The organism is Algirhabdus cladophorae (assembly GCF_044772865.1).
In the GTDB taxonomy this organism is placed as follows: Bacteria; Pseudomonadota; Alphaproteobacteria; order Rhodobacterales; family Rhodobacteraceae; genus Algirhabdus; species Algirhabdus cladophorae.
In genome coordinates this window covers 1837433-1856293 of the sequence record NZ_CP173029.1, presented here as the reverse complement: position 1 = coordinate 1856293, position 18861 = coordinate 1837433, and the positions used below count along the sequence as shown (strand labels likewise).

Below are 18861 nucleotides of genomic sequence, written 5' to 3'. Positions count from 1 at the left end.
AACACACTGTGTCCAAGCAGTGCTTGGTAACACATTTCCTCGCAAAACCTTGATTGGTATTACAACGCGCGCCAGTCTACATCTGGGACGTGGCATCAACGTAAGGCGTGAATAATGAAAAAACTCGTAGCACTCGCAGCATCTGCTTGGATGGCAACTGTCGGACTGGCCGCCGCAGATGATCCTGTCGTGATCGAGCTTTATACATCTCAAGGCTGTTCCAGCTGTCCACCGGCAGACAAGCTGCTGCATGATCTGGCCAAAAGCGATGACATCATCGCCCTCGCGCTACATGTAGATTATTGGGACTACATCGGCTGGAAAGACGAGTTCGCCAACCCTGCTTTTGCAGAACGGCAACGGGCCTACAGTCGCGTTGCAGGAAAACGATCTGTTTACACGCCGCAAATGGTAATCGGTGGCCAAGACCACGTCATTGGCACCAAGCCAGCCGAGGTCAAAGCCTTATTGCGCCAACATGCTGAGAAATCGAACAGTGTGGATTTGGACGTCACAAGATCTGGCGGTAAATTTGTAATTTCTGCCCGTACGGCTCAGCCAACACGGATGTTGGTGCAAGTCGTGCGGTATACGCCGCAATCCACAGTCGCGATCAAACGCGGCGAAAACGCGGGCCGAACACTGGATTACACCAATGTGGTGAAAGACTGGCAAGTGGTGAAAAAATGGGACGGACGTGCGCCCTTGCGATTGACCGCATCCACCTCAGGCGCTGACCGTGCCGTCGTGATCATCCAACGGGACGGCCATCGCGAAATCCTTGCGGCAGCCCACCTGAATTAATCAGCGACCAGCGGGTTTGCCGCGCCTGTTGGCTTTCCATCTGTTATGGAACCAAAACCATTGCTCGGGATTGGCTGTAATACGCTTTTCGAGCGCTGCGTTCATTTGAGTGAGCATCGCCTCGGGCGTTGAATGCGCAATCGGTGCATCCAATTGAATATCAAAACTCAAGCCATCAGGCTGCCTGACCCCAAAGAACGGAATGACAACAGCGTTGTATTTTAGCGCCAATTCCGCAGCCGAGAGGGATGTGTAAGCATATTGGCCCATAAAAGGCAGTTCAGCACCCTTGGCATAAATATCAAACAAAAGGACAGCCGCACCACCACTGCGCAGGAATTTGACAAATTGGCCGGTGCCTTTGCGGCCTTGAGCAAAGACCGGCCCGCTGACATCCGCCATGGTTTTCTCATAGTGCGCGTTGAAAAAGACATTGGCCATGGGCCGGTATAGCCCGCCAATTTCAAACCCCATTTGGGTCAGGGCATAGCGCGGGGCCTCATGATTTCCGAAATGACCAGTCACTAGCAAAACTGGTTGTCCCTTGGTTTTGGCCCGTTCCAAAGCCTGTAAGCCTGGACCGGAAACAGTCGATGCTGCGGCCCGCTTGCGCAGCCCCTCAGAGGAATAGGTTTCGATTAAAGTCCGTCCGACGTTATCGGCTACTCGGTCTGCCAACCGCGCCACATCACGCAAAGGCATTTCAGGATAGATCAGCGCAATGTTTTCTGTGGCACGGCGGCGATATCCGGCAAGCGGGGCGATCACCTTGCGGGTCAGGGCCCCCATTGTCCGAACGCGCGGGGCATAGGGCAGAACCTTGATCGCGCCGATCAGACCGCGCAAAATCAGGTTCATCACCCAATCGCTGCGAGTTCCTACGGGGCGGTTATCCTGTGCCATGTCCTGTTATTCCATTCACCTCAACCTGTGGTGTGGGGTAGGCCAGTGTGGGCCAACACTCAAGGGGCCTTCGGCAAACCTGTGCCGATCATGCTGTCACGCGTGACCAGATCTGCCAATTGTGCCTCGGTGTATTCCTCTGTTCCATCCGGGCGTTTTGGCAGAACGATATAGCGCATATCCGCAGTGGAATCGTGCACGCGCACCTGAATGCCTTTGTCTAGGGTCACGCCAAATTCGGACAATACTTTGCGTGGTTCGCTGACGGTGCGCGAGCGATAGGCGCGGGACTTGTACCAATCCGGAGCGAGGCCCAAAAGGTTGCGCGGATAGCAAGAACACAGAGTGCAGACGATCACATTGTGTATGGATGCGGTGTTTTCCACAACGATCAGCTTGAGCGCTCCAATGTCAAAGCCCATCTCGCGGCTGGCTTCCGATCCATCATGCAATAAACGCGTCTTGAAGTCGGGATCAACCCAAGCTCGCGCTACAACCTTAGCCCCATCGGCCGGCGAACGTGCGTCCATTGCCTCGATTTGCGTGGCGATTTCACCTGCAGTGGTCACACCTTTTTCAATGAGCAATTCGCGCACAGCGATTTCCATGGTTTGCCAATAGCTGAGCGGCGTATCGTCGTCAGGCCGGTAGGGATGGCCCGAGGGACTTAGATCGTTGTGATCGTGATTGTGGTCATGATGGTCATGGGGCATCTGGTGCGACCTTTTCAATCCAATGGGCGTAAATTTCAGCATCCAAGGTGTCGGTTGGGTTTTCGGCTGTAGCGCCCCAAACCTCGGCCATTGTGAACCGTACGCGGTACAGCGTGGTTGGTGTGCCTTCCAGCCCGTAGGCCAGTTGTTCGGGATTGCCAAAGGGGCCAAGTTTGCGTTCGATTTGGCCGCGCTTGCCGCGCAGATAGGCAGGCGTGCGGATATGGCCGGGGGGCATCATGGTTTTGACCACGACATTTGTACCATTTGGTAAATCGGGGGTAGGGCTATTCACTGCTTGCTTCCCCGTAAGTGGCACCACGGGCCGTGACCTCGGCCATTTTTGCGCCGAGATCGCCCAATGAATAAACCCCGGCCTCAATAAGGTTTTGGTTTACCGAGGCAATCCAGCGGTCATAATAAGTGGTGTTTTCAAAAACATCCGGCCCCATATCCTCAATCGCGCGGCGCAAGCCGTCGACTGTAAAATAGCCCTTGGTTGAACAAAGCACCATCAAAGCATCAACACGGCGTTCCCAAAAGGCAAAGTCGTGTTCACTGGCTTCAATAGGGGCCGCAGGATCCCCGCCCATATCGTGCCAGCGTTTTCCATCAAAATCTGTCATGGCTGCAGGCTAGTCAGGACCGCCGGCCTTTGTCCAGAGAGCGTGTTTGAATTATTCCTCTTCTTCTTCGTCGTCCGAGCGTAGGAAAATCTCGCCATCGGCCTCGAGTTGGCGCACGACACCGACCACTTCGTTCATCGCGCCATCTGCATCGGCAGGTTTGAGTTTTGGTTTGGCAGCCATGTCTTCGCGCAGTTGTTCGGCCATACGTTTGGACATGTTTTCAAGGATAAATTCAGCACTGGTGACATTGTTGGTTTGATGTCCTGCCGCGAGGGCCGTGCACAAAACATCCTGATCCAGAACCTTAACAATTTTGGGTATATCGCGGGCCTCGAGGCGTGTGGCGATGTTGGCAAATGTAAAGATCGCTTTGCGCACCAGATCCGAGAAATCCTTATCGGTTTCATCAAGGCCAGTCAGCACCTCTTCGCGAGTGTCTGAGGCAGATGAATTCAGGATTGCACCAATGCGTTCCACTGGGCCGCTGTCAAAGGCCTGAACAGGAATTGCATCCAACTGTTCCTCAATTGATCGGCCGATGCGTTCGACGGCAGCAGGTGTCACCGCCCCGGTTTGAGATACGGCATAGGTGATCCGCCGGGCCGTTTCCCCGGGCAAGTGGCCCAAAAGTTCGGCTGCTTTGGATACTTTGATTTTTGATAACACCACTGCGGCGACTTCGACGCTTTCCTCTAACAGCATCTCAGCAAGGACTTCGCTTTCCAGACCTGCAATGCGATCCCACGGGTCGCCGGGGGGGGGCAGATTATTATTCTTGCGCATCCTATGGGCGGTGGCTGCTGCGATTTTGCCATCAAGTGCATCAAGTGCACCGGGCAATCCGTTCGGAAAGGTCAAACCACCTGCCTCAAATTCCAAGACAAATTCTTCGACAACTTGATGCAGTGTTGCGCCATCGACGCGGCGCAGGCTGGCCAGCTGAAATGTCAGATCCTCCTGCATCGAATCTGGCATCTCCGCCAGATCCAGATCAGCGCCGTTGACCAACAAAAGTTGCACAATCACTGCCGCCTTTTGTTTTTGAGTAAGGACAGTGGTCGAAACGGCAGGTAGGCCAGCAGAAAAATCCGCCGTGCCCACTGGGTTCATATCCATCTGTGCCAAAGCCAAAGGTTGGTTCATCTGCATCACTCCATCCGTGTTGCGTTAACCATGGCCTTTAAGGATGAACCTGTTGTTAAAGATCAAATTTTAGTAATTGTTTCCGCGGCCCGTATCGATCGCCATGCGCAAAGAAATCTCGGGCCACGAACCGCGCCCGCCGCGGGTGCGGATTTGTGTCAGTTGTGCAGCTGCCAAGTCCATTTCACCGGCCTGAACAAAACCTTGGCCCATGTAGGAGCGTGCAAGCAAGTTGTCGGGGTTCACAGCAAGAGCTTGCATATAAAATTCCATTGCTTGCGCCTGCTGGCCTGTTTTGCGCGCGATAAAGCCTTTGTAGGTCCAAACGCGGTCGGAATTCTGATCAGACATTGCGGCAAGCGCCAGTTTGGCGTCGCTATAGGCGCCAGCATAGGCAAATTCGCGCACAGCCTTATAAAGGGCGTCATCATCCAGACGGCTTTCTTTAGGCAGGCTGCATTCCTGCGCCGTCTCATCCCATACCTTGCCGTTTTTGCATTCTGTTGTGTTTTTGGTCGGCGTGGGCGGTGTTGTGTCGCTGCCAGCTGCAAAAGAAAGGGAAGGGGCGGCCACAAGGGCTGCGATCAAGACTGCACGCATAAAAAATCTCCGAAGGAACCTGGGGGACGGAACAAAGGGGCAGGGCTGCACGATCCGCGCAGCCCGCATTGGTTTAGCTGCTTGCAGTGACGCAAGTCTTGCTGTCTGCATCCCAAACTGTGCCATTGGCACAGGACATGGATGCCTCTGTGTGACCACTGGAACATCCCATTGCAAAAGCAAAGGACGGGGCAGCGGTCAAGACCACAGCGGTCAGAAGGGTCGTCAGTTTCATGAAGTCTCTCCTGTTATAGTACGCCTTAAAGGTAGCATGGGTTCACAACAGGTCAAAAACAAATAACCGACAGCCTGAGCCACCGGTTATCTAAGCCACTAAAGTGTGCAATTTTTAGGCTTTTGAACCTAGCCAAACACGCGCTTGAAAATCGTATCAACATGTTTGGTGTGATAACCCATGTCGAACTTTTCATTGATCCCGTCGACCCCAAGGGCAGTGACCACGTCCTCGTCCGCTAGCAGTTCTTCGCGGAAATCCGTGCGGAATTCCCAGACTTTGAGCGCGTTGCGCTGGACCATGGTATAGGCATCTTCGCGGCTGACACCGGCTTGGGTCAGGGCCAACAGCACACGCTGGGACATAACAAGACCGGGGAACTTGTTCATATTATCCAGCATATTATCCGGGAAGATCAGCATTTTATCGACCACAGAGGTCAGACGGGCCAAAGCGAAATCAAGGGTGATGGTGCTGTCAGGGCCGATGTTACGTTCGACCGAGGAATGCGAAATATCGCGCTCGTGCCAGAGGGTCACGTTTTCCATGGCAGGCACTACGGCCATCCGCACGATCCGCGCCAAGCCCGTCAGGTTCTCGGTCAGCACTGGGTTTTTCTTGTGGGGCATGGCAGAGCTGCCTTTTTGACCCATCGAGAAGAACTCGGCCCCTTCAAGAACCTCAGTGCGCTGCATGTGACGGATTTCTGTGGCAACGTTTTCGATGGAGGATGCCACGACGCCAAGTGTTGCAAAGAAGGCGGCATGTCGGTCGCGCGGGATGACTTGGGTACTGATCGGTTCAGGGTTCAGGCCCAATTGCGCGCAGACATGTTCTTCAACCCGTGGGTCGATATTTGCAAAAGTCCCGACAGCACCAGAAATGGCGCCTGTCGCGATCTCGTCCCGAGCGACTTTCAAGCGTGCAAGGTTACGATCCATTTCGGCATAAAAGCGGGCAAAGGTCAGGCCCATGGTGGTAGGTTCTGCGTGGATCCCGTGGGAACGGCCGACGCGCACTGTATCTTTGTGCTCAATCGCGCGACGTTTCAGAGCGGCCAGCAGACCCTCCATATCCGCGATCAAAATGTCGCTGGCCTGGACCAGTTGGACGTTAAAACAGGTATCCAACACATCCGAGCTGGTCATACCTTGGTGCACGAAACGGGCCTCTTCGGATCCTACGTGTTCTGCCAAATGGGTCAAAAAGGCGATGACGTCGTGTTTGGTGACAGCCTCAATCTCGTCGATGCGGGCCACGTCGAATTCTACGTCCTTGGCTTTCCACACGGCATCAGCATTTTCGCGGGGGATCACACCAAGATCGGCCATTGCATCGCAGGCATGCGCCTCGATCTGGTACCAGATTTTAAACTTGGTCTCGGGCGACCAAATGGCGACCATTTCGGGGCGGGAATAGCGTGGGATCATGTCACAACCTTGTGGCTTGGGGTTTGCACTTGGGCGCGTCATAAAGGGACAGCACTGCGGGGACAAGAGAAGGGCAGCATGAATGCGGCGTTTTGCACTGATTTTAGCGATGATGGCAGGGCCTGCCTCGGCTGACGGGTTTGAGGCAATGACTGGTGCGCAGATCAACGCAGCCCTGTCGGATCGCAGTCTGACGTATGCCGGTACCACGCAAAAGTTTTATGCCTCGGGCCGGACGCTTTATGATGCGGGACGCCCTAGTTGGGGGTATTGGGCCGTGCGCGGTGATCAATATTGCAGTCAATGGCCACCAAATGACACGTGGGACTGCTATGACATGGCATCCGACGGAGAAATTATACGTTTCATTGGGCCAGCGGGGCACGTCACAGATGGGGTCTATTCGAAATGAGGTTTGATCTGCAACTAACCGATTTTATTGGTATTTGGCAGATATCGCGCGAGATAGAAGATCGAATTAGCAGGCAAGCTGCGCAGTTTACAGGGCAGGTCACGTTTACTGAAGACAAAGATCAACTGATCTACCATGAAACAGGTCGCCTAAAGCTGCTCAACACGCCGCCAATGACCTCGGAGCGGCGGTATTTTTGGCGTCAATCCGATGCAGGTATTGCTGTGTTTTTCGATGACGACAGGCCGTTTCACACCTTTGACCTTGCCACGGCTACTTCTGATCATTGGTGCGATCCCGACCAGTATAATGTCGAATATGGGTTTGCATCATGGCCGGTTTGGACAGCTGTTTGGACTGTTAAAGGCCCGCGAAAGGATTACACAATGCGCAGTTCCTACGTGCGCAAATAGGGGGATCCTTGGGGTAAGGCGCGGGTTTTGGCAAAAGCTAGTCTGCGAGGACTGTTTTGACCTCGGACCTGCGTTCCAGTGTTTTATGAACCGGACATTTATCCGCAATTTCGACCAAGCGGGCCCTTTGTTCGGGGTCAAGGGGACCATCCAGATGGATCAGCCGCTGAAACTCATCCACATTCGCGCCTGCACGATTTTCGGCATCTTGGGCGTGAACTTTGTTGTGGCGCACTTCCACACGTACATTGTCCAAAGGCCAGCCTTTGCGTCGGGCATACATGCGAATAGTCATTGAGGTGCATGCGCCAAGACCTGCTGCCAAAAACCCATAAGGCGACATGCCTTTGTTGGTGCCGCCATAGGCGAGCGGTTCATCCGCCTGTGTATGATGAAAGGCCCCGGCGTTAATGTCCTGTAAGTAGCCATTTTTGTCTGCCTCGGTCACCAGTATTACCCCCTCAGGGGCGCCAATGGGCGGCGCAGGGGGACGTAGGTCCAAGTACCGCGCCGACCAAGCGGCAATCACTTCGGCGGCATATTCTGCATCCTCGGGGTTGCTGATCAAATGATCTGCGCTGTCGAGGGTCACATAGGATTTAGGGTGCTTTGCCGCCATAAAGATAGCACTGGCATTTTCAATACCAACGATGGCATCTGTTGGTGCGTGAAGAACCAACAAGGCCGCGTTCAGCCCGCCAAGAGCCTTTTCCAACTTTTCAGCAGCAATATCGTCAAGAAAGGCCTTATTGATCCGAAAGGGGCGTCCGCCGAGGGTCAAATCGGCCACACCTTCGGTCTCAATGGTATCGATATGATCTGCAAAGATATGGCTCACATGGGCAGGATCAGCTGGGGCGGCCAGTGTGGCCACGGCTTTGATGCCGTGCAATTGAGAGGCGGCCTTGATCACTGCAGCGCCCCCGAGCGAATGACCGATCATCAGGCTAGGGGCCATATTGCGGCTGTCCAAGTACTGTGCGGCAGCCAAAAGGTCGGTCACATTCGTCGTAAAGGTGGTATTTTCAAATTCGCCTTCGGAATGACCCAGACCAGTAAAATCAAAGCGCAACACGGCGATGCCCATAGAGGCAAGGCGACTGGAGACGCGTTTGGCCGCTGGGATATCCTTGGAACAGGTAAAGCAATGGGCAAAAATCGCTGTGGCCAAGTGGGGGCCATCGGGCATATCCAGACGGGCAGCCAGTTGGTCGCCGCTATGGCCTTGAAATGTGACGCGTTGAGTGGGCATTGGCAGGCCTTGTGCTGTGGCCCCTTGACCTAAGCAAGTTCAAGGGGCCCTCACAAGAGTAAGTCACGCGATGGTGAAAGATGTTGCCGTTTCTTAGTCGGCTGCCGTGGCCTCGATTTCGAACATCAGACTTGGCATGGCCAGACGTGTCACACCCAACAATGTCATAGGAGGCGTGTTGTTGACGGGGCCAAAACGTGCGCCGAACAGATCAAAGTTCTTCAGCGCCTCGTCCACATCCGTGGCATAAACACCCAAACGAATAACGCTGCTAAAATCCATGCCTGCGGCTTTTAAAACAGCCTCGAGATTGTCCAATGACAAGGCGATCTGGGCGCGCATATCGCCCGGATGCTGTGGTGCGCCTTCGCCGTTTACTGACGTTTGGCCGGAACAGATCACTTGTCTGCTTGCGCCTACGACGCTGACGGCTTGACTGTATCCCAGATTTAACGACCAATTCCAAGGGTTTATGGGGGTGGCTTGCATTTTGGATCTCCTTTTCGGTGTTGATAATCTTTACTTACCGACACACTGCTGACAACATGGTGTCAGTAGTCTTGCAGTAGGGTATAAAAAGTCGAAACCTGATGGAGGTGTGCCATGCGACGGGCCGATAGATTGCTCAAGATTGTCCATTTTCTACGCAGCCGGCGGCGGGCCGTAACGGCGCAGACCATTGCGGAGCAATTTGAGATCTGCACGCGGACTGTTTATCGCGACATTCAGGATCTGATGACCTCTGGTGCGCCGATCATTGGCGAGGCTGGCGTGGGCTATATGATCGACAAGGATTATTTCCTGCCCCCTGTGACATTTGATGTGGATGAAATTGAGGCGCTTGGTCTTGGCATCAGTATGGTGCGACACTGGACGGACGATGGCTTTGCACAAAAAGCCCTCAGCGCGCTAGACAAAATCCAAGCGGTGCTACCTGCCGCATTGCAGGGTCAACTGGAACAGATCACGACCTATTCTGCGCCCAATCTGGCGCCTCTGCCATGGCAGGTCAGTTTCTCGGACTTGCGAGATTGCATGCGCAGGCGGCGCAAAATCGCGATCTGCTACAGCGATGGGACGGGTAAAGAAAGCCAGCGTCAACTGCGTCCCTTGGCGGTAATTTTTTGTAGCCCTGTTTGGTTACTGGTGGCCTGGTGCGAAACACGTGAGGGTTTTCGACACTTCCGGTTGGACCGCATTGCAAAACTGGACATTTTGGAGGCAGGCTTTGCCGATGAGCCCGACAAAAACCTCGCCGCGTACAAAGCCCAAGACGGGATACCTGTGGCCTAGGTTTCGCCCATCAGATCAGGATCGAAGGGATAGGTTGTCAGGTTTTCAAAGCCGTCTTCAGTGATTAAAACCTGATCTTCCAACTTGATCGAGAAATCGCCACCCACTTCGCCGACCAACGCCTCGACACATAGGGTCATGCCAGGCTGTAATTCATAATCAAATGCTCCTTCAACCATTTGATCAGGGTAGGCCACCAAGGGCCATTCGTCACACAGCCCAACACCGTGCATCAGGCAACCGTATTTCAACGCCTGATATTTGTCGTCCAGAACATGGGTGTTGCGGCTGAGATCCTGGATATTCACACCGGGTTTGAGCATCTGCATGTTGGTTTGGATATGCTCGACGCTGTGTTGCATTGCATAGATCATGTCTGGGCGCGGTTTGCGGTCACCGATCCACCAACTGCGCGAGATATCTATGCAGATGCCGTAGCTGCCCACAAGATCCGTATCAAAGCTGATAATCTCGTTTTGTTGTGTGATGCGAGGACCGCATTCTTGAAACCATGGGTTGGTGCGCGGCCCAGAGGCCAGCAAACGGGTTTCGATCCATTCGCCGCCGCGTTTGATGTTTTCTGCGTGTAAAACGGCCCAGATATCGTCCTCAGAGGTTCTGCCATCGCCCACGTTTGCCCGTGCGAAGTCTTCCATGGCTTTGACGGCGGTTTGGCAGGAATGATTGGCGCAACGCATGGCCAGAATTTCGTCTGGCCCTTTGATCGAGCGGGCCTTTTCGGTCAGCTCTTCGCCTTCCATCACCTCAAAACCTTGTGCCTCAAGGGCGCGCAAGCCGTGGATCATCACTTTGTCTGCGGCAAGGCGCATATTGCCGCCGCCGTGCTCACGGATCAGATCGACCACTTGGCGCGAGAACACGTCTGCGGCTACATCGACCTTGTCACCACGATCAAAGTAGAACAGATCAGCGCCAGACCGTACTTCGCGCACCAATGGGTTAAACCCGCTGAGAAACGGCGCGTTTTTGTAGTCCCAGATCACCATATAACCGTCCGCACAGACCAAAACTGCGCGAAATGGATTGTGCGTGTTCCAAAGCTGCATGTTGGTGCTGTCAGTGGCGTAACGGATATTCAGCGGGTCAAACATCAAAACCCCACCATAGTCGCGATCCACCACATGCTGGGTCAAACGTTCCCAGCGAAACCTGCGCATGGCCTGCAAGTCAGGCAGTTGCAGTCCTGCTGCGGCCCATTCGGTAAAGGCCAGCTGTGTTGGACCGATCTCAACACGGTCGTTGTCATTTGGTGTGTTATCGCCCAACATTGCGCCTCGGGTCGGGTCTATTTTGCGGCCATCGCGATAATGTTGGTTCATGGTATGTCTCCTCTCCAGAGGCAGCGTGGCGGCGATTTCTTGAGGGAACTTTTCTAAATGCGACATCAAAAGTCTGTTTTGGAGATGGGTGTTTCCCCAGATGGCGCGTTTTTGCCTTACGATCCTTTTGCCAAAGAGCGCGATACCTTGCCGGGTATTGCACCTTTGGGTGCGCAGCCCTTGATCCTGATTGGGCCTGATTTTGTAGAGCAAATTGGGCTGAGGATCCATTTAACCAGCACCAAGCCAGCTGAGGTTTTGCAACAATTACCAGACACCCAGCATATGGTTGATGAGTTGTTAGAGACAGTGGTCGCTAATTTGCCACCATCCTATCAGGTCCAATCCGAGAGTATCATACGCCCCGATGGCATCACCGTGGCGCGCGATATTCCGGCGCTGCGTCAACTGGCACATTTGGTTCAGGAAGATTTTTGTATTTTGCAAAAGTCTGGTGAGCAGCATGTATTGGTGGCCGCACTACTGTGTTTTCCAGCGTCTTGGCGGCTGTCTGACAAGATGGGGCATCCACTGACTCATATCCACGGTCCTGTTCCCAGTTATGACGCTGGTCTGGCGCGACGTGTTCAGCGACTGTTTGACGGGGTCCAAGTGGGCAGGCCGTTGTGGCGGGCCAATACATTACGATATAGCCGCGCGAATTTGTTTCAACCGCAGAAAGTTGATGGGGATGAACCGGCGCAGTTTATCAGAACGGAACGGCAAACGATTTTCCGTCTTGCCCGTTCGAATGCCGTGGTTTTTGGCATCCGAACGACGGTTTTTCCAATATCTGACTAGATCTTAGTAAACAATGGCGCGGCCTCGGCCAATGTGGGCGACACGGATCCGCCTGCGGTTACGCCCAACGCGTCCAGCACCAAAAGAGCCAATGCAAACGGGAAGGCCAATGAAACAGCCGTTGCCAGACTGCCGCCATGAAAGGCCGGAGTACGCACAATGGCCAGACGCAGGGCCTTGTCGGCGCTGATCTGTGGCGTGGGGGAGGGTCTGCGATGACGCTTTAGCGTTTGCGTTTGAAACCCACCTGCCGCACGGCGGCGCAATACGATGGGTGTGCTGGTTACACGGCGAGGGCGTGCGGGTCCTGTCGGATGGTCAATCATTGTCATTTTACTGCTCACTTCTGTGCTGCTTTTCGCATGTCTACACTGCGATGGATGACAGTGTATTGTGCAGCCACAAGGGCGCAAATGTGGAAAGAGTTTGTTCTTGTATTCGCAACAAGTTTAGTAAAATCGAAAACGGCCACTTCGAACGCGGCTGTTCCATTGGGTATCTTGCATGGCGTGATTGCCCAAGCGACGCAGGTCAAACGTAAAAGGGCGCCCCGCAGGACGCCCTTTCTAAAGGTAGTCAGGTGCCAATTAGCAGCCGTAGTACAGAGCGAACTCAACAGGGTGAGGCGTGTGCTCGTACTGTGTGACTTCTTCCATCTTCAGCTCGACGTAGCCTTCGATTTGCGACTTGGTGAACACGTCACCGGCCAGCAAGAAGTCCATGTCGTTGGACAGTTCGTCCAAAGCTTCGCGCAAGGATCCACAGACTGTTGGGATGTCCGCCAGTTCTTCTGGTGGCAGATCGTACAGATCTTTGTCTGAAGCTGCACCTGGGTCGATCTTGTTCTTGATGCCGTCAAGGCCAGCCATCAACAAGGCTGCAAAGCACAGGTATGGATTGGCTGCGGGATCAGGGAAGCGGGCTTCGACGCGTTTCGCCTTGGGGGATTCGGCCCATGGGATACGAACACAGCCCGAACGGTTGCGAGCAGAATAGGCGCGCAGAACGGGGGCCTCAAAACCCGGGATCAAACGTTTGTAGCTGTTTGTCGATGGGTTTGTGAAAGCGTTCAGGGCTTTGGCGTGCTTGAGGATACCGCCGATGAAGTACAAAGCCTCTTGGGACAGGTCCGCGTATTTGTCGCCAGCGAACAATGGTTTGCCATCTTTCCAGATGGACATGTTCACGTGCATGCCTGTGCCGTTGTCGCCTGCGATAGGCTTGGGCATAAAGGTTGCGGATTTGCCGTAGGCGTGGGCCACGTTGTGGATCACATACTTGTATTTCTGCAGGTGATCGGCTTGCTCGGTCAAGGAACCAAAGATCAGGCCAAGCTCGTGCTGACAGGAGGCAACTTCGTGGTGGTGCTTGTCCACTTTCATGCCCATGCGCTTCATTGTCGACAGCATTTCAGAACGGATGTCCTGTGCGTCGTCGATTGGGTTTACCGGGAAATAACCGCCTTTAACGCCGGGACGGTGGCCCATGTTGCCCATTTCATATTCGGTGTCGGTGTTCCAAGAGGCGTCGATTGCGTCGACTTCGTAGGACACTTTGTTCATCGAAGTGGAAAACTGTACGTTGTCAAAGAGGAAAAATTCAGCCTCTGGACCAAAGTAGGACACGTCACCGATGCCGGAAGACTTCAAGTAAGCCTCGGCTTTCTCGGCTGTACCGCGTGGGTCGCGGTCGTAAGGTTCCATTGTATCAGGCTCGACGATGGAGCAGTGCACACAAATGGTTTTTTCCGCGTAGAACGGATCCATGTAGGCGCTGGACGCGTCTGGCATCAATTTCATGTCGGATTCGTCGATGGATTTCCAGCCAGCGATGGACGAGCCGTCAAACATAAAGCCTTCTTCGAGGAAGTCTTCGTCAACCTGGTCAGACATCACAGTGACGTGCTGCAGCTTGCCGCGTGGATCGGTGAAGCGAATATCTACGTATTCGACGTCTTCATCTTTGATTTTCTTAAGAAGATCAGCGTTACTCATTTGGCTGTGTTTCCTTTGTTGGTGGTATTATTGGGTCACGGACCCGTGATGATGCTGTTTTAGATGGCGTCTTCGCCAGACTCGCCGGTCCGGATGCGGATCGCTTGTTCGACGGCAGATACAAATATCTTGCCATCGCCGATTTTGTCCGTTTTTGCTGCGCCGATGATTGCTTCAATCGCGCCATCAAGCTGGTCGTCCGCCAAGACAACTTCGATTTTCACTTTTGGCAAGAAATCTACGATATATTCCGCGCCGCGATAAAGCTCTGTATGACCTTTTTGACGACCAAAGCCTTTGACCTCAACCACGGAAAGACCTTGTACGCCTACGTCCTGAAGGGCCTGTTTGACCTCATCCAGTTTGAAAGGCTTGATGATTGCTTCGAGTTTTTTCACGCCCACGACTCCCTCATGCCGGCTACTATCCGTTGTCAGACCATTTCAGGGAGGTGGGGACAATTGACGCAAGTGGCGCAATCGACAGAGTTTCTGTTGAAAAACCATTAAACGCCCAAAAAACACCCGATGTGATTATTTTTCAAGCAGTTTGAAAACTTTTTGGCTCTGTGCGGCGGATCGGAGCCCTAAGGGGCAGGCTACGCAGACCGTGCGTGCTGGAAAGTCTCGGGCGTCAGCCCACTGCTGATCTCTAGACCGTCTACATAAAGGATATGCGGCAGCGCAAAGGTAAGATACGCCATTTCAACCCTAGCAGTGCAGGGTTTGATCATTTTTTTGTCAATCAGATCCGTAACCCGCACCAGGGCCGATGATTTTCCTAAGTAGGCATGTACCAAACTGTCGCGCAAAAAGAGTTCCGTTTCGGCAGGGATCACCACATCCGTGGGCGGTGTCGCGTCGCCTAGCGCACCTGACTGAACCTTCACCATAGGCCCCGTCGCGGTATCTATATCGATTGCCAATAGTTGTGCCGTGCCGCTGTCGCGTGTGATCACCTTATCGCCTGCGCGTAGATCACTGATTTTGATCTGCCCGCGCAGTGTCAAAATAGACGATGTTGTTGGAAGGCCGCAGGAGCGGGGATAATCTTTTTGCGCACGCAGAACCGTGTTGAACTCTGCTGGGCGCCTGTCCGTTTTCGGATTCATGGCGTACCTCTGATATAACCTGCCTCGGTTAGCAGGAACGTTAAGCCAAAATTTATATTTTGTCGCGGTGTTTTTGCGGGCGGAGTTTGTCTTTTCCTCTCGCACTTGCGCACAGGGTTTGCTAGAAGGCGCCGAATTGCAAAGCAGCGTCCCGTTCGGGGCGTCGTTTTGTTTATGGTTTCCGCGGGTGTGGCGAAATTGGTAGACGCACCAGATTTAGGTTCTGGCGCCGCAAGGCGTGGGGGTTCAAGTCCCTCCACCCGCACCAAAGATGTAAGAAAAGGAAGTTCATAATGCAGGTCACCGAGACCCTCAACGAAGGCCTCAAGCGCGCCTATTCCATCGTCGTAGACGCCGCCGAGTTGGACAGCAAAGTCAACGACAAGTTGGTTGAAGCCCAGCCCGAAGTTGAAATGAAGGGCTTTCGCAAGGGCAAGGTGCCTATGGCGTTGCTGAAAAAGCAGTTCGGCCAGCGTCTGCTGGGCGAAGCTATGCAAGAAAGCATCGATGGCGCAATGGCCAAGCATTTTGAAGACAGCGGTGATCGTCCTGCGATGCAGCCTGAGGTCAAAATGACCAATGAAGACTGGAAAGAGGGCGACGATATCCACGTGGATATGTCCTACGAGGCGTTGCCCGAGATCCCCGATCTGGACGCAAAATCCATCAAGCTCGAAAAGCTGGTCGCAAAGCCTGACGATACAGCCGTTGCCGAAGCATTGGATTCGCTGGCTGACAGCGCCCAAAACTTTGAAGACAAGACCAAGAAAACAGCCGTCGCCAAAGATGGTGACCAAGTGGTCATTGATTTTGAAGGCTCTGTGGACGGGGAGTTGTTTGAAGGCGGTGCTGCTGAGGATTACCCATTGGTGTTGGGTTCAAATTCGTTCATTCCGGGTTTTGAAGAGCAGCTTTTGGGCTCGAAACTGGATGACGATGTAGAAGTTAAAGTGGCGTTTCCGGCGGAATACCAAGCCGAGCATTTGGCCGGAAAAGACGCGATGTTTAAGTGCAAAATCAAAGCGCTGAAAAAGCCGGTCAAAGCCGAAGTCAACGATGAGCTGGCCAAACAATTTGGTGCAGAAGACCTTGATGCGCTGAAAGGCCAAATCACCGAGCGTCTGGAAGCTGAATATTCAGGTGCAGCCCGTGCCGTTATGAAGCGCGGCCTTTTGGACGCTTTGGACAAGCAGGTAACCTTTGATTTGCCGCCATCCTTGGTGGATGCAGAGGCCGGTCAAATCGCTCACCAGCTGTGGCACGAAGAAAACCCAGAGGTTGAAGGCCACGATCACCCCGAGATCGAGCCCACAGATGATCACAAGTCATTGGCCGAGCGCCGTGTGAAATTGGGCCTGTTGCTGGCCGAGTTGGGCCGCAAAGCGGAAGTCGACGTCACAGACGCTGAAATGACCCAAGCGATTATGAACCAAGCCCGTCAGTATCCGGGTCAGGAACGTCAGTTCTTTGAGTTTGTGCAGCAAAATCAGCAAATGCAGCAGCAGTTGCGCGCCCCGATCTTTGAAGACAAAGTTGTGGACTATGTGGTTGAGCTTGCTGATGTGACCGAAAAAGAGATCAGCAAAGACGATCTGCAAAAGGCCGTTGAAGCACTGGAAGACGAAGACTAAATTCCAAACCAGATCTATGATTTAGCAAAAGGCCGTCCATTTGGGCGGCCTTTTTTAATGCGCGCTGTGTGCCTTTCGATAAAGAGTGGATGCAGTCCCGCGCTGGCCTGAGTGGCCCCAGTCTGGCTGGGGCCACCCGTATTGTGCAGCCGTTAGTTACTAAGATCGATGCGGAAGCGTGCAAACCCGTCCGGCCCATCGCCCGCGGCCTCGACTGCGACGCTTTTCACGTCAGAGACATAGTCCTTGGCCTTGGGACCCGTATCAAACAGAACAGATGTGTCTGCCACTGGTTTAAAGGTCCAGTTGGCGTCGGCTTTGGGATTGATAGTGCCTTGTTCGACAATGTAGCGCACGATCACGTCGCGGTTTGTGTCAGGCCCTTCAAAGACGATTGTATCGCCCAATGCACCGGGGAACTTTCCACCACCGCTCGCACGATAGTTGTTGGTCGCGATGATGAATTTCTGTTCGGGATCAACAGGCTGGCCGTTGTACTTTAAGTCAACGATGCGGCTTGCATTGGCATCCAGAAGCGCGCCTTTGGGGTCAAATTTGGACGGTTGGGTCAGATCGATTTGATAGGTGACCCCGTCCATCACATCGAAGTTGTAGGATGGGAACGACGGGTTCAGCAGCACTTGGTCTGCTTTACCCGCCTCAATCTGATTGAACATCCCAGCCGAGCGTTCTAGCCAGTCTTTGACCTCGGTCCCTGTGACCAGCACAGCGCGAGCGGTGTTAGGATAAAGGTACAGATCCGAGACGTTTTTGATTGCGACGTCGCCTTTGGGGACATCGGTGAAGTATTCAGGCCCGCCGCGACCGCCTGCTTTGAACGGGGCTGCGGCAGATAGGATTGGCAGGCCTTCATATTCGGTGCCTTTCATCATTTCGGTGATGTACCAGCTTTGCGCGATCGACACGATTTGCACCGATGGATCATCTGCCACCAAGGCAAAGTAGCTGTGCAACGGGGCGTCGGTTTTGCCAACAGCGCGACGGACATAGGCGAGGGTTTCGGTGTGGTCCGTTTGAACGCTGGCCAGCACTTCCGCATCGCTTTCGACAAGTGGGGTGATGCTGCGGTCTTCGTTACGTTTGGAAATGGGGCGGGCCTCGGATGTGTGGCCCATGACGCGCCATTCATTGCCAGATTTTTCCAGCATCAGGTCGATAACGCCCAAGTGGCTGCCCCAGAACCCGCCCATGGTGGCCGGTTTGCCGTGGATCGTTCCTGCATCTGCATCTACAGCGGCATATTCGGCGTAGGTGGCCGAGGGGAACACGAGGTGGCTGTGACCAGTCATGATCGCGTCAATCCCGTCGATGGCCGCAACGGGAACAGATGCGTTTTCCATCAGGTCGGTTGCATCAGCGGATCCAATGCCGGAGTGGGAGAGGGCGATGATGATGTCCGCGCCTGCTTCTTTCATCTCTGGCACATAGGCTTTGGCAGTTTCTACGATGTCGCGGGTTTGCACCTTGCCTTCAAGATGGCGACGATCCCAGTTCATAATTTGCGGTGGCACAAAGCCAATTAGCCCGATTTTGATCATATGGGTTTCGCCGGAGCCGTCAGTGATGCTGCGGTCCATGATCGTGTAGGGTTTCACCAATGTTGTGTCTTCGCGTGGGGAAGCCCCCATTTCTTTGACCACATTGGCCGAGACCACAGGGAAAGCGGCACCATTGAGCGACTTCATCAGGAAATCGAGGCCATAGTTAAATTCATGATTGCCCAAGGTCGAGCCATCGAAACCGAGTGTGTTCATGGCTTGGATCACAGGGTGCATATCGCCGTCATTCATCCCGCGTTCATAGGCGATGTAGTCGCCCATAGGGTTGCCCTGCAGGAAGTCGCCATTGTCGAGCAGCATCGAATTTGTCGCCTCAGCGCGGATTTCACGCACGATCGAGGCGGCACGGGCCAGACCCACGGTGTCGCGTTCTTTGTCGGCGTAATAGTCGTAGGGAAAAACATGGACGTGCAGGTCGGTGGTTTCCATCAGACGCAAGTGAGCTTGGTTGCCAGCCGCATGAACAGAGAAAGGATGCAGCGCCAGCAGGCCAGCAGAGCCTGCGATGAAACCGCGACGGGAAAGGTGGAATGGCATGGGCGATCCTCTGAATGTGAATATGATCCAGAGAGTATTG

The 18861-nt window shown here is 53.9% G+C and carries 22 protein-coding genes, 1 tRNA gene and 1 pseudogene; 7 read left to right on the top strand and 17 right to left on the bottom strand.

The window, feature by feature from the left end; translation table 11 throughout:
- Positions 1 to 114 precede the first annotated feature (114 nt).
- Positions 115 to 804: a DUF1223 domain-containing protein gene (locus ACIRQ6_RS09015; protein WP_420863793.1), complete on the top strand. Its 690-nt coding sequence runs from the start codon at positions 115 to 117 to the stop codon at positions 802 to 804.
- On the opposite strand, the gene ACIRQ6_RS09010 is transcribed toward ACIRQ6_RS09015, so the two are convergent.
- From ACIRQ6_RS09010 to purB, 9 genes and pseudogenes are all read right to left on the bottom strand, one after another.
- Positions 805 to 1707 carry a lysophospholipid acyltransferase family protein gene (locus ACIRQ6_RS09010; protein WP_420863792.1) on the bottom strand — a complete coding sequence of 301 codons (903 nt, stop codon included), beginning with the start codon at positions 1705 to 1707 and terminating at the stop codon, positions 805 to 807. It abuts the gene before it with no gap.
- A 59-nt stretch (positions 1708 to 1766) separates the two neighbouring features.
- Positions 1767 to 2420 (bottom strand): nitrile hydratase subunit alpha, encoded by a 654-nt coding sequence (locus tag ACIRQ6_RS09005; protein ID WP_420863791.1) that lies wholly within the window; start codon positions 2418 to 2420, stop codon positions 1767 to 1769.
- A complete protein-coding gene (locus ACIRQ6_RS09000; protein ID WP_420863790.1) occupies positions 2410 to 2715 on the bottom strand; it encodes an SH3-like domain-containing protein in 306 nt (101 codons plus the stop codon). The genes ACIRQ6_RS09005 and ACIRQ6_RS09000 overlap by 11 nt, the downstream gene beginning before the upstream one ends.
- On the bottom strand, positions 2708 to 3046 hold the full coding sequence (locus ACIRQ6_RS08995) for a ScnB-like protein (RefSeq protein ID WP_420863789.1): 339 nt from the start codon (positions 3044 to 3046) through the stop codon (positions 2708 to 2710). Before ACIRQ6_RS08995 ends, ACIRQ6_RS09000 begins: the two co-directional genes overlap by 8 nt.
- A 51-nt stretch (positions 3047 to 3097) precedes the next feature.
- A complete protein-coding gene (locus ACIRQ6_RS08990; protein ID WP_420863788.1) occupies positions 3098 to 4192 on the bottom strand; it encodes a flagellar motor switch protein FliG in 1095 nt (364 codons plus the stop codon).
- A gap of 69 nt (positions 4193 to 4261) precedes the next feature.
- A complete protein-coding gene (locus ACIRQ6_RS08985; protein ID WP_420863787.1) occupies positions 4262 to 4792 on the bottom strand; it encodes a tetratricopeptide repeat protein in 531 nt (176 codons plus the stop codon).
- Between the two features lie 73 nt (positions 4793 to 4865).
- Positions 4866 to 5000 carry a carbohydrate-binding module family 14 protein gene (locus ACIRQ6_RS08980; RefSeq protein WP_420863888.1) on the bottom strand — a complete coding sequence of 45 codons (135 nt, stop codon included), beginning with the start codon at positions 4998 to 5000 and terminating at the stop codon, positions 4866 to 4868.
- Positions 4983 to 5036 (bottom strand): annotated as a pseudogene (locus ACIRQ6_RS08975) (hypothetical protein); the annotation flags it as partial. The gene ACIRQ6_RS08980 and the pseudogene ACIRQ6_RS08975, both read right to left, overlap by 18 nt.
- Before the next feature lie 119 nt (positions 5037 to 5155).
- Positions 5156 to 6457 (bottom strand): adenylosuccinate lyase, encoded by a 1302-nt coding sequence (gene purB, locus ACIRQ6_RS08970; RefSeq protein WP_420863786.1) that lies wholly within the window; start codon positions 6455 to 6457, stop codon positions 5156 to 5158.
- Positions 6458 to 6539: 82 nt separating this feature from the next.
- On the opposite strand from purB, the gene ACIRQ6_RS08965 reads away from it, so the two are divergent.
- Positions 6540 to 6869: a hypothetical protein gene (locus tag ACIRQ6_RS08965; RefSeq protein ID WP_420863785.1), complete on the top strand. Its 330-nt coding sequence runs from the start codon at positions 6540 to 6542 to the stop codon at positions 6867 to 6869.
- Positions 6866 to 7282, top strand: a complete 417-nt coding sequence (locus ACIRQ6_RS08960; protein WP_420863784.1) for a DUF6314 family protein — start codon at positions 6866 to 6868, stop codon at positions 7280 to 7282. The genes ACIRQ6_RS08965 and ACIRQ6_RS08960 overlap by 4 nt, the downstream gene beginning before the upstream one ends.
- Positions 7283 to 7319: 37 nt before the next feature.
- On the opposite strand, the gene ACIRQ6_RS08955 is transcribed toward ACIRQ6_RS08960, so the two are convergent.
- Positions 7320 to 8534 (bottom strand): alpha/beta fold hydrolase, encoded by a 1215-nt coding sequence (locus ACIRQ6_RS08955; RefSeq protein WP_420863783.1) that lies wholly within the window; start codon positions 8532 to 8534, stop codon positions 7320 to 7322.
- Between the two features lie 93 nt (positions 8535 to 8627).
- Entirely contained in the window at positions 8628 to 9023 is a 396-nt protein-coding gene (locus ACIRQ6_RS08950; RefSeq protein WP_420863782.1) for a RidA family protein, read from the bottom strand.
- A 114-nt stretch (positions 9024 to 9137) separates the two neighbouring features.
- Between ACIRQ6_RS08950 and ACIRQ6_RS08945 the strand changes: the two genes are divergently transcribed.
- On the top strand, positions 9138 to 9827 hold the full coding sequence (locus tag ACIRQ6_RS08945) for a helix-turn-helix transcriptional regulator (protein WP_420863781.1): 690 nt from the start codon (positions 9138 to 9140) through the stop codon (positions 9825 to 9827).
- Here the strand turns inward: ACIRQ6_RS08945 and dddP are convergent.
- Positions 9824 to 11167 carry a dimethylsulfonioproprionate lyase DddP gene (dddP, locus tag ACIRQ6_RS08940; RefSeq protein WP_420863780.1) on the bottom strand — a complete coding sequence of 448 codons (1344 nt, stop codon included), beginning with the start codon at positions 11165 to 11167 and terminating at the stop codon, positions 9824 to 9826. The genes ACIRQ6_RS08945 and dddP overlap by 4 nt on opposite strands.
- A gap of 57 nt (positions 11168 to 11224) precedes the next feature.
- On the opposite strand from dddP, the gene ACIRQ6_RS08935 reads away from it, so the two are divergent.
- Complete coding sequence (locus ACIRQ6_RS08935; protein ID WP_420863779.1) at positions 11225 to 11968, top strand: heme-dependent oxidative N-demethylase family protein; 744 nt, start codon at positions 11225 to 11227, stop codon at positions 11966 to 11968.
- On the opposite strand, the gene ACIRQ6_RS08930 is transcribed toward ACIRQ6_RS08935, so the two are convergent.
- The 4 genes from ACIRQ6_RS08930 to ACIRQ6_RS08915 all read right to left on the bottom strand — a co-directional run bounded on the left by ACIRQ6_RS08930 (position 11965) and on the right by ACIRQ6_RS08915 (position 15073).
- On the bottom strand, positions 11965 to 12300 hold the full coding sequence (locus ACIRQ6_RS08930) for a hypothetical protein (protein ID WP_420863778.1): 336 nt from the start codon (positions 12298 to 12300) through the stop codon (positions 11965 to 11967). The genes ACIRQ6_RS08935 and ACIRQ6_RS08930 overlap by 4 nt on opposite strands.
- A gap of 255 nt (positions 12301 to 12555) precedes the next feature.
- Positions 12556 to 13962 carry a type I glutamate--ammonia ligase gene (gene glnA, locus ACIRQ6_RS08925; RefSeq protein ID WP_420863777.1) on the bottom strand — a complete coding sequence of 469 codons (1407 nt, stop codon included), beginning with the start codon at positions 13960 to 13962 and terminating at the stop codon, positions 12556 to 12558.
- 59 nt (positions 13963 to 14021) lie between these two features.
- The gene (locus ACIRQ6_RS08920; RefSeq protein ID WP_420863776.1) at positions 14022 to 14360 is read right to left on the bottom strand and encodes a P-II family nitrogen regulator; all 339 of its coding nucleotides are present in this window, start codon (positions 14358 to 14360) and stop codon (positions 14022 to 14024) included.
- A 200-nt stretch (positions 14361 to 14560) separates the two neighbouring features.
- Positions 14561 to 15073, bottom strand: coding sequence for a Hint domain-containing protein (locus ACIRQ6_RS08915; RefSeq protein ID WP_420863775.1), 513 nt, complete (start codon positions 15071 to 15073; stop codon positions 14561 to 14563).
- 183 nt (positions 15074 to 15256) lie between these two features.
- On the opposite strand from ACIRQ6_RS08915, the gene ACIRQ6_RS08910 reads away from it, so the two are divergent.
- Together ACIRQ6_RS08910 and tig are read left to right on the top strand one after the other, a co-directional pair.
- A tRNA-Leu gene (locus ACIRQ6_RS08910) sits at positions 15257 to 15341 on the top strand.
- Positions 15342 to 15366: 25 nt separating this feature from the next.
- The gene (gene tig / locus ACIRQ6_RS08905; protein WP_420863774.1) at positions 15367 to 16704 is read left to right on the top strand and encodes a trigger factor; all 1338 of its coding nucleotides are present in this window, start codon (positions 15367 to 15369) and stop codon (positions 16702 to 16704) included.
- Positions 16705 to 16856: 152 nt separating this feature from the next.
- On the opposite strand, the gene ACIRQ6_RS08900 is transcribed toward tig, so the two are convergent.
- Positions 16857 to 18821, bottom strand: coding sequence for a bifunctional 2',3'-cyclic-nucleotide 2'-phosphodiesterase/3'-nucleotidase (locus tag ACIRQ6_RS08900; RefSeq protein ID WP_420863773.1), 1965 nt, complete (start codon positions 18819 to 18821; stop codon positions 16857 to 16859).
- Between the last annotated feature and the right edge of the window lie 40 nt (positions 18822 to 18861).

What these genes read in the sequence shown, in the direction of transcription:
- ACIRQ6_RS09015 (WP_420863793.1), top strand. Translation starts at nt 115, where the DNA reads ATGAAAAAACTCGTAGCACTCGCAGCATCTGCTTGGATGGCAACTGTC.
- ACIRQ6_RS09010 (WP_420863792.1), bottom strand. Translation starts at nt 1,707, where the DNA reads ATGGCACAGGATAACCGCCCCGTAGGAACTCGCAGCGATTGGGTGATG.
- ACIRQ6_RS09005 (WP_420863791.1), bottom strand. Translation starts at nt 2,420, where the DNA reads ATGCCCCATGACCATCATGACCACAATCACGATCACAACGATCTAAGT.
- ACIRQ6_RS08995 (WP_420863789.1), bottom strand. Translation starts at nt 3,046, where the DNA reads ATGACAGATTTTGATGGAAAACGCTGGCACGATATGGGCGGGGATCCT.
- ACIRQ6_RS08990 (WP_420863788.1), bottom strand. Translation starts at nt 4,192, where the DNA reads ATGAACCAACCTTTGGCTTTGGCACAGATGGATATGAACCCAGTGGGC.
- ACIRQ6_RS08985 (WP_420863787.1), bottom strand. Translation starts at nt 4,792, where the DNA reads ATGCGTGCAGTCTTGATCGCAGCCCTTGTGGCCGCCCCTTCCCTTTCT.
- purB (WP_420863786.1), bottom strand. Translation starts at nt 6,457, where the DNA reads ATGATCCCACGCTATTCCCGCCCCGAAATGGTCGCCATTTGGTCGCCC.
- ACIRQ6_RS08965 (WP_420863785.1), top strand. Translation starts at nt 6,540, where the DNA reads ATGCGGCGTTTTGCACTGATTTTAGCGATGATGGCAGGGCCTGCCTCG.
- ACIRQ6_RS08960 (WP_420863784.1), top strand. Translation starts at nt 6,866, where the DNA reads ATGAGGTTTGATCTGCAACTAACCGATTTTATTGGTATTTGGCAGATA.
- ACIRQ6_RS08955 (WP_420863783.1), bottom strand. Translation starts at nt 8,534, where the DNA reads ATGCCCACTCAACGCGTCACATTTCAAGGCCATAGCGGCGACCAACTG.
- ACIRQ6_RS08950 (WP_420863782.1), bottom strand. Translation starts at nt 9,023, where the DNA reads ATGCAAGCCACCCCCATAAACCCTTGGAATTGGTCGTTAAATCTGGGA.
- ACIRQ6_RS08945 (WP_420863781.1), top strand. Translation starts at nt 9,138, where the DNA reads ATGCGACGGGCCGATAGATTGCTCAAGATTGTCCATTTTCTACGCAGC.
- dddP (WP_420863780.1), bottom strand. Translation starts at nt 11,167, where the DNA reads ATGAACCAACATTATCGCGATGGCCGCAAAATAGACCCGACCCGAGGC.
- ACIRQ6_RS08935 (WP_420863779.1), top strand. Translation starts at nt 11,225, where the DNA reads ATGCGACATCAAAAGTCTGTTTTGGAGATGGGTGTTTCCCCAGATGGC.
- ACIRQ6_RS08930 (WP_420863778.1), bottom strand. Translation starts at nt 12,300, where the DNA reads ATGACAATGATTGACCATCCGACAGGACCCGCACGCCCTCGCCGTGTA.
- glnA (WP_420863777.1), bottom strand. Translation starts at nt 13,962, where the DNA reads ATGAGTAACGCTGATCTTCTTAAGAAAATCAAAGATGAAGACGTCGAA.
- ACIRQ6_RS08915 (WP_420863775.1), bottom strand. Translation starts at nt 15,073, where the DNA reads ATGAATCCGAAAACGGACAGGCGCCCAGCAGAGTTCAACACGGTTCTG.
- tig (WP_420863774.1), top strand. Translation starts at nt 15,367, where the DNA reads ATGCAGGTCACCGAGACCCTCAACGAAGGCCTCAAGCGCGCCTATTCC.
- ACIRQ6_RS08900 (WP_420863773.1), bottom strand. Translation starts at nt 18,821, where the DNA reads ATGCCATTCCACCTTTCCCGTCGCGGTTTCATCGCAGGCTCTGCTGGC.